At 54.4% G+C, this 12,926-nt stretch carries 13 protein-coding genes; 4 read left to right on the forward strand and 9 right to left on the reverse strand.

Annotated features, from left to right (window positions below; all coding sequences use genetic code 11):
• Positions 1–403: 403 nt before the first annotated feature.
• Complete coding sequence (locus HALO_RS00905; RefSeq protein WP_035581963.1) at positions 404–1,594, reverse strand: glycosyltransferase family 9 protein; 1,191 nt, start codon at positions 1,592–1,594, stop codon at positions 404–406.
• Positions 1,595–1,885: 291 nt separating this feature from the next.
• On the opposite strand from HALO_RS00905, the gene HALO_RS00910 reads away from it, so the two are divergent.
• Together HALO_RS00910 and HALO_RS00915 are read left to right on the forward strand one after the other, a co-directional pair.
• Positions 1,886–2,548 carry a response regulator gene (locus HALO_RS00910; protein WP_035581962.1) on the forward strand — a complete coding sequence of 221 codons (663 nt, stop codon included), beginning with the start codon at positions 1,886–1,888 and terminating at the stop codon, positions 2,546–2,548.
• The gene (locus tag HALO_RS00915) at positions 2,545–3,957 is read left to right on the forward strand and encodes an ATP-binding protein (RefSeq protein ID WP_035581959.1); all 1,413 of its coding nucleotides are present in this window, start codon (positions 2,545–2,547) and stop codon (positions 3,955–3,957) included. Before HALO_RS00910 ends, HALO_RS00915 begins: the two co-directional genes overlap by 4 nt.
• A gap of 25 nt (positions 3,958–3,982) precedes the next feature.
• Here the strand turns inward: HALO_RS00915 and HALO_RS22995 are convergent, their stop codons facing one another.
• From HALO_RS22995 to HALO_RS00940, 6 genes are all read right to left on the reverse strand, one after another.
• Entirely contained in the window at positions 3,983–4,177 is a 195-nt protein-coding gene (locus HALO_RS22995) for a hypothetical protein (protein ID WP_157693146.1), read from the reverse strand.
• A 9-nt stretch (positions 4,178–4,186) separates the two neighbouring features.
• Positions 4,187–4,957 (reverse strand): copper resistance protein B, encoded by a 771-nt coding sequence (locus HALO_RS00920; RefSeq protein ID WP_050712848.1) that lies wholly within the window; start codon positions 4,955–4,957, stop codon positions 4,187–4,189.
• A gap of 9 nt (positions 4,958–4,966) precedes the next feature.
• A complete protein-coding gene (locus tag HALO_RS00925; protein WP_050712849.1) occupies positions 4,967–6,814 on the reverse strand; it encodes a copper resistance system multicopper oxidase in 1,848 nt (615 codons plus the stop codon).
• A gap of 68 nt (positions 6,815–6,882) precedes the next feature.
• A complete protein-coding gene (locus tag HALO_RS00930; RefSeq protein ID WP_050712850.1) occupies positions 6,883–8,217 on the reverse strand; it encodes an ATP-binding protein in 1,335 nt (444 codons plus the stop codon).
• Entirely contained in the window at positions 8,204–8,869 is a 666-nt protein-coding gene (locus HALO_RS00935; RefSeq protein ID WP_035581950.1) for a response regulator transcription factor, read from the reverse strand. The genes HALO_RS00930 and HALO_RS00935 overlap by 14 nt, the downstream gene beginning before the upstream one ends.
• Before the next feature lie 14 nt (positions 8,870–8,883).
• Positions 8,884–9,381, reverse strand: coding sequence for a cupredoxin domain-containing protein (locus HALO_RS00940; protein WP_035583658.1), 498 nt, complete (start codon positions 9,379–9,381; stop codon positions 8,884–8,886).
• Between the two features lie 195 nt (positions 9,382–9,576).
• On the opposite strand from HALO_RS00940, the gene HALO_RS23000 reads away from it, so the two are divergent.
• Complete coding sequence (locus tag HALO_RS23000) at positions 9,577–9,726, forward strand: hypothetical protein (protein ID WP_157693147.1); 150 nt, start codon at positions 9,577–9,579, stop codon at positions 9,724–9,726.
• Positions 9,723–10,166 (forward strand): DUF411 domain-containing protein, encoded by a 444-nt coding sequence (locus tag HALO_RS00945; RefSeq protein ID WP_035581948.1) that lies wholly within the window; start codon positions 9,723–9,725, stop codon positions 10,164–10,166. The genes HALO_RS23000 and HALO_RS00945 overlap by 4 nt, the downstream gene beginning before the upstream one ends.
• 12 nt (positions 10,167–10,178) lie before the next feature.
• Here HALO_RS00945 and HALO_RS00950 read toward each other — a convergent pair whose 3' ends face one another.
• Positions 10,179–10,595: a PaaI family thioesterase gene (locus tag HALO_RS00950; protein ID WP_035581946.1), complete on the reverse strand. Its 417-nt coding sequence runs from the start codon at positions 10,593–10,595 to the stop codon at positions 10,179–10,181.
• 68 nt (positions 10,596–10,663) lie between these two features.
• The gene (locus HALO_RS00955) at positions 10,664–12,838 is read right to left on the reverse strand and encodes a malate synthase G (RefSeq protein WP_050712851.1); all 2,175 of its coding nucleotides are present in this window, start codon (positions 12,836–12,838) and stop codon (positions 10,664–10,666) included.
• Between the last annotated feature and the right edge of the window lie 88 nt (positions 12,839–12,926).

Below are 12,926 nucleotides of genomic sequence, written 5' to 3' on the forward strand. Positions count from 1 at the left end.
AACCAAAGTCCCCACGCCTGCCATACCTATCGCGTCCAGCGTATCTAAAACCTCGCGCTCTTCAGGATGAAGGAGGTGACACATAGCGGTTCTTGCACTGCTTAACCTTAATAGTTGAGAGGTACTGCTGATCCCCATGCTGAAAGTAGCGATAATGATTTCGATGGTCTCTAACCCAAATAGCACAAGGAAAATGGTTAACAAGGTAGTTAAAAATAGGCATAGCCGAAAAGAAAACCATTGCCAGTCAATGAGACTCTTATTACCAAGCGGCATCCAACTATCAGAAGCGATCTTTTTTGTTGATAAGAGCGATATGCACATTCCGATGCACCCGAATCGTGATGAGGTTGAACCTATCTTGTCACCGAATACTTAACGAACAGTTATGTGCTTTCATTCATTAGCTGGCGTACGTATGGGTTGTATTAGGGGAAGGTGTTAGGCACTGTTTTGGTTGGCCTGCTGCCGAGTTCGCATGAACGGGTGTCGTTGAGGCTCGACCCTCAAGATTAGCTTGTATGGCTTCTACTATGGTGCTGATCTCTGGACGCCACAGGATCGTGTCATAGGGTTCTCGTGGTACGAAGGCGAGTGATTTTTTCTGACGTACCAGGGAAATGGTGGCGACATCGAGTGCTGCTGCTAAGTGCATCGGCCCTGAGTCGGGTGTCACGAGTAAACTCGCACGCTCTAAAACCGCAGCAAAGTGACGGATAGGAAGCGGTGGGCATAAGCTGCCATACTGCGATGACATCAAGCGCTGCTCAATCGGTGCTAGAAGCCTAAACTCCTCCGGCCCAAGGAAAACGACATAACGTATTTTGCAGGCTTCCATGGCATCGATGAGCATTAGCCAAAATGCCAACGGCCAACGTTTGTTTTGATGCCCGCCTACGAAGATCGCAATAAAGTCTGTATCTGATGAGTGGTCGCTATGCAGACTGAATAGCTGTCGTATCTTCGTGATGGCTTGATAGCGTTCCTGCTCCGTTAGCTGGAGCAGTGGCCGATTACGGCAAGTAACGCCAAGCGGGCGTGTCAAATTGACGATGGCATCATAGGCGTGTGATGACTTACCTTCAGCCTCAATGCTGTACCACCGCTGGTGACCTTTGCGCGACCCCATGCTGTACCGCGCCCCTATTAACCGGGTCACTATAAAGCCGCTCGTTGATCCTCCGCTCACTTGTACCGCCAGGTCATAGCGTTGTGCTCGTAAGCGGCGTAATAGTGTCACACACTGCCAGGGACGGAGAATGGCGGCTCTCGACAGTAAATGGAAATGATCAACAGGACGTTGCTGCAATAGTGGCCATGTTTTATCAGTTGCTAAATAGTCTATGCGCGCGGAAGGAAAGCGTTTACGAAAAGCATCGATGACCGGGGTGCTGATTAGTGCGTTGCCCAGACGAAAATTGGGGCGAATAATTAAAATTTTCTCTATGCCCACAAGGCTATCGATGGTTTCTGGTGCCGGTGCTTTGAGGATATAGCGTATGCCCCCCAGTAAATATCGCTTCATTCTTTTTTCTAAAAAACGGGCCATTATTTTTAAATAATAGTTTGTTCTAATAAGTGTTAGTAAGTGCATACTATGGCGCTCTGTTCAATTAATAGACAATGTTCTGCCCATGGCAGCGACAAGGCAGATTCAAAATGACCGCCATTGAAGGCGCTGCTTTGGCTTTGCCCATGGCGAAAGAGGCAGCTTGAGCCTAAATAACTTAAAGAAGAGTTAAGCTGCGTAAGAGGTTTGCAAAAAAGGTGGCTGGCTTACTGGTTGAGTTCAGATGCGTATGCTTTTTGGGGAATAAGTTGCCGTATTTAAGAAAAGCTTAAGTTTTGGTAGCGAAGATAGCGGTTTGTAGTTTGAGGGAGCAGCATGCGCGCACTGCTGATAGAAGATGATCCCCTGCTTGGGGATGGCATTAAAACGGCACTGGAACGCGAGGGGTACACGGTCGATTGGTTTATGCTTGGCCGCGAGGCAATCCGCGCTATCGGAAGCGAGACCTTCAGTGTGATTATTTTGGATCTTGGTCTGCCTGATATGGACGGCATGCGGGTACTGCAGTTACTCCGTCAGCAATCCACTCTACCTATTCTGATTTTGACGGCCCGCGATGCGATGGAAGACCGTATTGGTGGTTTAGATGCGGGGGCGGATGACTATGTACTCAAGCCATTTAATTTGCAGGAGTTACTTGCCCGTTTGCGTGTCGTAATGCGACGCGCTGAGGGACGCGCCTCGCAGATATTGACGCTGGGGGCACTGAGTATTGATGAGGCTCGTCATGTGGTGAGTTGGCGAGGCAAAGACGTAAAGTTGGGCCGACGGGAGTATGCCTTGTTGTTAGAGCTAGCTAGGCATCCCGACAGAGTGCTATCTCGTCCACGTTTAGAAAGTTTGCTTTACGGCTGGGGCGATGAGATAGAGTCCAATGCGGTGGAAGTTCACATTCATCATCTGCGTAAAAAACTTGAAAAACATGTGATCATTAATGTGCGCGGAATTGGCTACCGGCTGGATAGCCAAGCACGATGATATCGATACGGCGTTATCTACTTCGTACCCTGGCCATTACCATGGTTGTCGCCGGGGGAGTCGCGGTTACCGCGGCCTACTTAATTACGGATCACGAGCTAGAAGAAATTCTCGATACACAGCTTAGTCTGCATAGCCGGATTGTGGCTGGCCAACTCGATCCCAACGCGACCATTGACGACTATGCTCGACTGGCTTCGCGTATGGGCCTTCCAGAACATCCGGCTCAGCTATATCGCGACGGTAGCACAGTGCCCGACAGCAGCTTTGAATCAGGTATCAAGCTTTACCACGAGGAAGAGCTTAAATTAGTACTGGGTTTTTGGAATGCCGATGGCTCACCCAGGCTTCTAGGGGGCAAATGGAATGATGCCGGGCCTTTCCCCGCGCCTTTAGAAGAGGGGTTTCGCTGGGAAAGCTACGATGGTCATCGTTGGCGAGTGTTCAGCATGTTCGATGTTGCCAGCGATACCTGGATCAGCATGGGGCTGCGAGGTTCGTTTCATGATGAAGTGGTGGAGCGCATCACCTGGAACAATTTATTGCCGATGCTCTTTTTGCTGCCACTCCTCCTTTGGCTGATGAGTCGTATTATTCGGCGAGGTATTGCGCCCATTCAAGCGCTTTCCAACCAGGTACAAGGCCGCTCCGCCCACGACCTGCGTAAAATTGATGACCCGGTTCCTCAAGAGCTTAATGAATTACGCCAATCGCTAAACGACTTTATCGCCCGGTTGAAAGCAACGTTAGAGCGCGAGAGGCGCTTTACAGCAGATGCGGCCCATGAGTTACGCACGCCCTTAGCAGCGCTAAGAATTCACCTAGATAACGCGCAGGCGGGGGGAGAGCAATCACTACAAAAGGCTTATGTCGGGGTGGAACGGCTTCAGCGTGTGGTAGAACAGCTGCTTATTTTAGCGCGTTTGGATCAAGTGGCCACAACCTCACCAGCGACAATCGATCTTTACCCGATTATTGCTGAATTGGTAGCCGAGCTGTGGCCCCTCGCTGAAGAGCGAGATCAGCACCTGAGGCTAACAGGGTTAACCCGGCTGGAGGTTCGCGCCGACGAAGTCGAAGTGGGGATTCTCTTTCGTAACCTACTGGATAACGCCTTGCGCTATACCCCGGAAGGCGGTCATGTAGAGGTAGAGTTGGCACTTTGGGAGGGAGCGCCTCAACTTATTGTGAGAGACACTGGCCCTGGACTGCCTGAGACACTACTGGATAAAGTCACTGAACGCTTTAGGCGCGCGTCTGGTCAGGGCACTACTGGCAGCGGATTGGGTTTGTCGATTGTTTCGGAGTTGGCTCAGCGCCAGGATGCACGCCTTACACTTAGTAACCGCATGCCCAATGGGCTAGCGGTAAGCGTTACGTGGGAACAAAACCAGCAACAAGCTCACTGATTAGCTTGCTTGGCTTGTCTTCGGATCAAGACCTCGAATCTAACAGCACTTCCACCGTTAGATGCACCAGAGAACCGCACTGTTGTTGAATGCTCTGCCGGTAAATGTCAGGCGATTCTGGGGTGCCCGGCAACAGTGCGGCAATCGCTGCATTGAGGTTGGGCCAATCGATCCAATGTGTAAGCTCGCCCCTGCGCAGACTGCGAAGGGGCAGTCGCACTTATCTTCGTTAAAACATCAGCTTCACACCAGCAACGACCCCCGCGTCTTCCGTGTTATCGCCGCTAGCGCGGGAGAGATCCGCCGTGTCGCCATACTCTTTCTCCCAATAAGCACCGACGTAGGGGGCGAAGCGGCGGGTGMCTTCATAGCCTAGCCGCAGGCCAGCACGAACCGAGTTAAGCCCTTCACCGACGCCAAATTCTTCCACTTCACTGGCGGCCACGGCGATTTCGGTGCGCGGCTGTAGGTAGAGCCGCTGTGTGAGTCGCAGATCGTATTCGCCCTCAAAACTGGCAGCCACGTCGCCATCTTCACTCACTTGCATGGCAACGTCGGTTTCAATGCCGTAGGGCATCACACCTTGCAGGCCGACCACCCCATAGGTGCGTTCGGCGTGGTCATCGGAGAACACACCGCCTTGATAACCGATACCCCCTTGTAACTCCCAAAAATCTGCCACTAGGCGGCTATAGAGTAGTTCCAGGGACTCGAACTCAGCATCTTCACCGTCGCCCTGGACGTTTTCGCCCTCTGACTTCAGGTAAACGCGGTTGATATCACCGCCGTACCAGCCTTGAAAGTCCCATACCACAGCGTCTTGGCCTTTGTCGGGCACGGTGTATTCAAGCCGGTCGAACAGCCCCATGCCCATGTTGTGTTCCATCGTGGGCGCTGGCCAGTTGTCTGGAGCCGCATAGCCATCGTCGGCCTGAGCGGTAGTAGCGGCGGCCACGCCGAGGGCCACGCTGGCGAGGGTTAAGTAGTGCTTGGTTTTCATACTGCCTCCTTAAGAAACCTGAACAACGCGGAACATGCCGGCATCCATGTGATAGAGAAGGTGGCAGTGGAACGCCCAACTGCCCTCGGCGTCTGCGGTGATCAGCGCAGACACGCGCTCGCCGGGCTTCACATTCAGGGTGTGTTTGCGCGGAATCAATTCACCCTGGCCGTTTTCCAGCTCCATCCACATGCCGTGGAGATGAATGGGGTGCTCCATCATGGTGTCGTTGACGAGGATGAGGCGCAGCCGCTCATCTTTCACAAAGTGAATAGGGCCGGTCACTTCGCTAAACTTCTTACCGTCGAACGACCACATGTAGCGTTCCATGTTGCCGGTCAGGTGCAGTTCAAGCTCACGGCCTGGTTCGCGGCGGTCAGGCCATGGCGTGAAGGCTTTAAGATCGCGGTAGACGAGTACTCGACGTTCGTTGGGGTCGATGCCTATGCCTGCCTGGTCGTAGCGAGAACCGGGCTGGGCTTCACCGGCAACGAGCAAGCCATTTTCGCCGATTTTCGCCTGCTCGCCCGACATGCCGCCCATATTAGAGTGATCCATACCCGCCATGTTGGAGTGATCCATGCCTTGCATATTCGACATGCCAGAATGATCCATCCCCGCCATATTGGAGTGATCCATACCTTCCATATTKGACATGCCTGAGTGGTCCATCCCTGCCATATTGGAGTGATCCATACCGCCCATACCGTGGGCAGCCATGGCTTCCATRCCGCGGTCKGCAATTTGACGGCGTTCAGGAATSTCSGCCTGCATGCCTTCACGYGGWGCYAGSGTRGCGCGKGCRTAGCCGCTGCGATCCATGGACTCGGCGAAGATGGTGTATGCCCGGTCGTCTTCAGGTGAAACAAGCACATCGTAGGTTTCCGCCACGCCAATGCGGAATTCATCAACGGGAACGGGTTGCACCGGCTGGCCATCAGCGGCTACCACGGTCATCTTCAGGCCGGGTATACGGACATCGAAGAATGACATGGCTGAGCCATTAATCACGCGTAGCCGTATCCGCTCTCCTGCCTTGAACAGCGCGTTCCAGTTTTCCTGGGGGGRGTGGCCGTTGAGCAGGTAGGTATAAGTGCTGCCAGTGACATCGGCGATATCCCGGGAGCTCATACGCATTTGGGCCCACATGCCGCGCATTTCGGCGGTTTGTGCGAAACCTTTTTCGCGAACATCGGCGAAGAAGTCAGCAATCGTGCGCTCTTGGAGGTTGTAGTAGCCTTCCATGGTTTTCAGATTACGGAACACCGACATGGGGTCTTCAAAGGTCCAGTCGGTGAGCAGTAGCACGTGCTCTCGGTCGTAGCGGAATGGCTCGCGTTCGGCGGCGTCAATAATTAACGGCCCCGCATGGCCAAGCTGTTCCTGCATACCTGAGTGGCTGTGGTACCAGTAGGTACCGTTCTGACGAACAGGAAAGCGATAGGTAAAGGTTTCACCAGGGGCGATACCTGCAAAGCTAACCCCAGGCACGCCATCCATTTCCGGCGGTAGGATGAGGCCATGCCAGTGGATAGAGGTGGGCTCATCCAGCAGGTTAGTGACGCGAAGCACTGCGTCCTGCCCCTCTTGCAAGCGAATCATCGGGCCTGGGCTGGTGCCATTGATGGTGATGGGGGTCGCATCTTGACCATCAATAGGGTGTGACTCGCGGCGAATGGCTAGCGATACCTCGGGGCCTTCTTCGACGCCCTGCGCATAGACATTGGTGCGGCCCCAGGGGGTTGCCCAGGCGGGGGTTAGTCCCATTGCGGCAGCGGAACCTAAGCCTAAGGCAGCGCCGCCTTTTAGGATCTGTCGGCGAGAGAGCGGGTGAGAAATGATGCTTGAGCGTGCCATGTGGAACTCCCATCAATGATGAATGGCACCATCTTGATGGAAGAAGCTGAAACAAAGCTGAATAGTGATTAATTAGCCATTTCACCCGCCAGTGGCAGGATAATCGTAACGCGCAAGCCTCCCAGTGGGCTGCGTTCAAAATGCGAGTGTCCTGAGTAGCGGGCAATTAGCTGCGCAAGAATCGAAAGGCCTAAGCCATAGCCGGGACGGMGTTCATCCAGCCGTGTGCCMCGCTCACCCAAACGCGAAAGATCCTCTTCTGCAACGCCGAGTCCGTCATCATCAATGGTGAGCGTGAGTGTGGTAGCGGAGACGGCAATATCGCAATGAACGCGCCTACTCGCCCATTTGCCAGCGTTATCGAGCACGATGCCTACTATTTCAGAAAAGTCGTGAGCCTCAATAGGCACTTGGTCTTTCTCGTGTGCCGAGTGGGTGAGGTTGAACATACGCTCAGGGTAAAGGCTGCGGAACATCTCGATGAGTCGTGAACTATCTCGCGTGACGTTGGCCATTCGACCCGCGTTAGGGCCTGCAATACGCGAACGACGCAGCTCCGCATCTAACTGGGCGTTAATAGCCTCAATACGGCTGAGCAGTTTCTGTCGTCGGTTTTCATCAATAGGCCGGTTGCCGCGCAGTACTTGGGTAACCGCTGCCAACGGAGTTTTTAAGGCATGGGAAAGGTTGGCGAATGACTCTCGAGAGCGCTGTAGACGCAGGTCGATGTCATCCATGAAGCGGTTAAGCTGTGCGACCAGGGCGTCCAGCTCGGCTGGCGCGGTTAGCGAAAGGCGCTCGCGCTCCCCCGCTTGCAGTTCGGCCAATTGCCCACGCAGTTGCCATAAAGGCGTCAGGCTACGGTTAACGGCCAGCATGTTGAGCGTGATTAGCATTACTAAAAGCCCTGCGGCAATGCCGCCTACCCACCAGTGCAGTGTAGCCAGGCCTGCTTCAACCTGGGAAAAATCCTCCCCCACCAGTAATACGCCGTTAGAACCCTGCCACTCAAAATGGCGGCGGTAGACCAGCAAGTGCTGATCGCCCTGTTTAACATCTAAAAGAGCATCGCCGTTTTCTTCCAGCAGCGGCGCCAACTGTTGCTGCCATTGGGGATTAGAGGCGCTCACCGAGCCGTTAAGGCGCAGCACGTATAAATGGTGAAAGACTTGATAGCCACGGCTAACCGAGTCAAGCGCGGCAGGCATGGCGGCTTCMCCTTGCTCAAGCTGGGTGACGGCATGGTCGGCTTCGCGCTGGAGACGCTCACTCAAGAAATCCCGAGCAAGGTTCTGCAGCAATATTCCATGTAGTAGCCAGGTCGTCATCACCACGAATAGCGCCACGCCACCTAGCCAGGCGAGTAGTCGAAAACGTAAGCTGCGCCGATCAATGTGAAGCAAAGTAATACCCCTGACCGCGGCGAGTTTGGATAATTGATTTGCCTAGATAACGGCGCAGACGAGCGACATAGACTTCGACCAGGTTGGGCGCGGCAGCATCCTGCTCCAAGGCATACAGCTGCTCTAGTAGCTGCTCTTTAGAATGAATGCGATCCGGATGCAGCATTAAATAGCGCAGTAGTCGAAACTCAGTCGCCGTGAGCGAGCGCCACGCTTCCCCTTCTTTGAAAACCCGTTGGCCTCCCCCATCCAACGATACGCCGTTAAGCGTGACCACCTGCGATAACTGACCAGACTGCCTACGCAGTAGGGCCTTCAAGCGGGCCATGAGCTCGGCTTCATGGAAGGGTTTGGTCAGATAATCATCGGCTCCTGTTTCAAGACCAATGACTTTATCTTCCCAGGTGTCGCGGGCCGTCAGAATCAAAATAGGGGTGGCGCGTTTTTGCTTGCGCCACTGGGCGAGCAGATCCAGCCCCGAGCCATCGGGCAAGCCGATATCCAAGATAGCCAGCTCGTAATGCTCGGTTGCCATAAGCGACTTGGCCGCTTTCAATGAAGCGGCCAAATCAACCAGGTAACCGTTGTCTTTAAGACTCTCTGCCAAGCTTTCTGCTAGCAGGTCATCATCTTCGAGTAGCAACAGTTTCATGGGTAAACATCAGGTTAGAAAGAAAAATTGCCGTACATGCCGGATTCGTAATGGCCGGGGATGTTACAGGCATACTCTAGCTGGTTAGCATTATCAGGAACACTCCATAGTAGAGTCCCTGTCTCACCAGGCGCAATGGTGACGCCTGCCATGCTCATGTTGGCCATATCGTGGCTTTCACCGTGTGCCATATTAGACATATCGTGGTCACCATTGGCCATATCTAGCATCATTTGACGATGCTCTTCCTGGGCTTCTTTACTGCCAATCACAAATTCATGCTCTAAATTACCGGTGTTGGTGATTTCAAATCTAACCACCTCCCCAGCAGCCAGCTCTAGCTCTTCAGGGTCGAACCACATATCGCCAGCCTCAAGGCTGATCGTGCGGTCGACGTCAGCCTCGGTTAGGTTATTGCCACCACCGCCGTGGCCGGGTGCAGCCAGCGCCGCGCCCGTGATCAGACTTAATGAAAGGGCAAACAAAGACGTTGTTAAAAGAGTGTAGCGCATGGTCATTTACCTCAGAGGTTATTGTCACCCGTTCTTTATACGGTGTTAACCTGAAACGAGCCTGAMCCCAGCGGTCAAAACATGATCTGTAGCAACCTTACTGTTGTCCGCAAGGTTGCAAGGCTTGACCTGAGGGTAGCCCCAGAGTTGTAAGCTTAAAGCGTTATTGCTAGCTGACTTGGTAGGAGGCTTACCATGATGAACGCAGATTGTTTTGCTTTTATGAGTTCGATGGGTTGGTTGGCTTGGTTAATGCCGCTAACTTTTTTACTGTTGATAGGGCTGGTTATTGCCTCGCTGGGCAAGTATTTGTTTAGCCACACACCTCAAGGAGACCGCTCATGAAGCGTTTTACCGCTACGGTTTTATCTAGTGCTTTACTCCTAGGAGCCGCCTCGGCTCAGGCTGCGTTGCCGGATGAAGCCACGCTGTACAAGAATCCGCAGTGCGGCTGCTGTGACGAGTACGCCCGCCACCTTGAAGAGCAGGGTGTGGATGTAACGATCGTTGATGACGTTGAGCTAAGTGAGATCAAACAGCAGGCAGGCGTCCCCTATGGTTTAGGGTCGTGCCATACCATCGAAATAGGCGACTACTGGATTGAAGGCCATGTGCCGATGGAAGCGGTTACCAAGCTGTTTGAAGAGCAGCCTGACATAGATGGCATTGGCCTGGCGGGGATGCCCATCGGTACGCCGGGTATGCCGGGGCCTCAGAGTGAGCCCTATAACGTTTACGCCTTTAGCGACCAGCAAGATGAGCCGTTTATGACGTTGGCACCGTAAGTGGCGTTCGCTTCAAGTCTTATCCGGCAGCGCATAGCTGGCGGTGACGTGCACCACGGGGCGCGTTTCATCGCTGGCTGAGAATAGCTGTACTTCGCCCACCGCTAAGCGGCGGCCGAGTTTGATCAGCTTGGCGTGGGCGATAATGTCGTGATCGCCGGAGGCTGCGCGGAGGAAGTGGCAGTTTAAATCGCTGGTCACCGCCATCGGCTCTGGGCCAATTTGCGCTAAAATAGCCACGTACATAGCCACATCCGCAAAGCCCATCATGGTGGGCCCGGAAACCCGCGGGCCGGGTCGCAGGTGCTCGTTGCCTATCTTCAAGCGCAGGGTGGCCGTCATTTCACCCACGCTCTCTATCTTACCCATCCGCTGTGGAAACACTTCGTCTAAAAAGTGTTCGATTTGCTCGGCAGTCATGACGGTCATTGTTTTTTTCCTTTCATAAAAAAGCCCCGAGGCATAAGCCTCGAGGCTGATTACACCGTAAAACGATCTTACTTCGCTTTATGCACCTGGCGCCACTCGTGCAGTAGCGGCTCGGTGTAGCCGGAAGGCTGGACGCGGCCTTTGAAGATCAGGTCGGAGGCGGCTTTGAAAGCGGTGGAGCCTTCAAAATCGGCGCTCATGGCGGTGTAGGTGGGGTCGCCTGCGTTCTGCTCATCCACTACCTTGGCCATGCGCTTGAGGGTCTCTTCCACCCGCGGTGCATCGACAATGCCGTGGAGCAGCCAGTTAGCAATGTGCTGGCTGGAGATACGCAGCGTGGCGCGGTCTTCCATCAAGCCCACATTGTGGATATCCGGCACTTTCGAACAGCCCACGCCGTGCTCTACCCAGCGTACTACGTAGCCGAGAATACCCTGGCAGTTGTTATCCAGCTCCTGCTGCTTCTCTTCATCGGACCAGTTGGCGTTTTCCGCCACCGGCACGGTGAGTAGGTCATCCAGGTAGTCAGGTTCACCTAAACCTTCCAGCTCGCGCTGAACGTCGGTGACGTTGACCTGATGGTAGTGCAGTGCGTGCAGCGCCGCCGCCGTAGGAGAGGGCACCCAAGCAGTGTTGGCACCCGCTTTCGGGTGGCCAATTTTCTGCTCCAGCATATTGTGCATCAGGTCAGGCATGGCCCACATGCCTTTACCGATCTGAGCGCGTCCACGTAGGCCGCAAGCAAGACCCACTTGCACGTTGCTCTTCTCGTAGGCCTGAATCCACGCGGCGCCTTTCATATCGCCCTTGCGTACCATGGGCCCGGCTTCCATGGCGGTATGCATTTCGTCGCCGGTACGGTCGAGGAAGCCGGTATTGATAAACGCCACCCGTGAAGCGGCCTCGGCAATACACGCCTTGAGGTTAACCGTGGTGCGGCGCTCTTCGTCCATGATGCCCATTTTCAGGGTATCGCGGCTCATGCCTAGAATATCTTCGACGCGTCCAAACAGTTCGTTGGCGAAGGCGACTTCTTTAGGGCCGTGCATCTTCGGCTTGACGATATACACAGAGCCGGTGCGCGAATTGCGCGGCTGGTCMGCGTCTTTCTTGAGGTCGTGCAGCGCGAGCAGCGAGGTGRCCACCGCATCCAGGATACCTTCCGGTAACTCGTTGCCTTTCTCATCCAAAATCGCTGGTGTGGTCATTAAGTGACCCACATTACGCACGAACATCAGCGAACGGCCGGGTAGCGTGACGCTGCTGCCATCGGTGGTTTGCCAGGTGCGGTCGGCGTTAAGTTTACGAGTAAACGTCTTGCCGCCTTTTTCGATTTTCTCTTCCAGATCGCCCTTCATTAGACCCAGCCAGTTGCTGTAAACACCGACCTTGTCTTCTGAGTCCACGGCGGCAACGGAGTCTTCGCAATCCATGATCGCGGTTAGAGCTGCTTCTACCACGACATCTTTAACGCCTGCCGGGTCGGTTTTGCCGATGGAGTCGCTGGGGTCAATCTGAATTTCCAGGTGCAGACCGTTGTTACCCAGCAGAATCGCGTCGGGTTTGGCCGCTTCGCCGCTAAAACCAATCAACTTGCCGGAATCCTTAAGGCCGGTTTCACGACCGCCTTCCAGCGTCACTACCAAGTGCTCGTCACGAATGGCGTAGTTCACCGCATCACGGTGCGAACCAGTCGCCAGCGGTGCCGCGCGGTCAAGCACGCCCCGGGCGTAGGCAATCACTTTGGCGCCGCGCTTCGGGTTGAAACTGGTGCCTTTTTCGGCGCCGTCGTCTTCGGAAATGGCATCGGTACCGTACAGGGCGTCGTAAAGGCTGCCCCAGCGGGCGTTCGCCGCATTCAGCGCATAGCGTGCGTTGCTAACCGGTACGACCAACTGCGGGCCTGCCTGAACGGCGACTTCCCGGTCAACGTTGGCGGTGGTCGCTTTGACGTTAGCCGGCGCTTCTGCCAAGTAGCCAACCTCTTTTAAGAAGCGGCGGTATCCCGGCATATCGGTCACCGGGCCGGGGTTTTCCCGGTGCCATACGTCGAGTTTCTCTTGCAGCGTGTCGCGCTCTTCAAGTAATTGACGGTTTTTCGGGGTCAAATCATGAAACAGGGCATCCACACCGGCCCAAAAGGCATTTTCATCAACGCCTGTTCCCGGTAGCGCCTGCTCATTGATAAAACGATCTAAATCGGCTGCCACCTGTAAACGGTGGCGCGTGATACGCTCGCTCATGGGGTTTCTCCTGTGAGGATGCCCGTGGGCACTCTGTTCTTTAGAACATGGTTGGCCACGGGCAGATTAAAATGCATTTATGGAAAAT

The organism is Halomonas sp. R57-5 (assembly GCF_900070345.1).
Classification (GTDB): Bacteria; Pseudomonadota; Gammaproteobacteria; order Pseudomonadales; family Halomonadaceae; genus Vreelandella; species Vreelandella ventosae_B.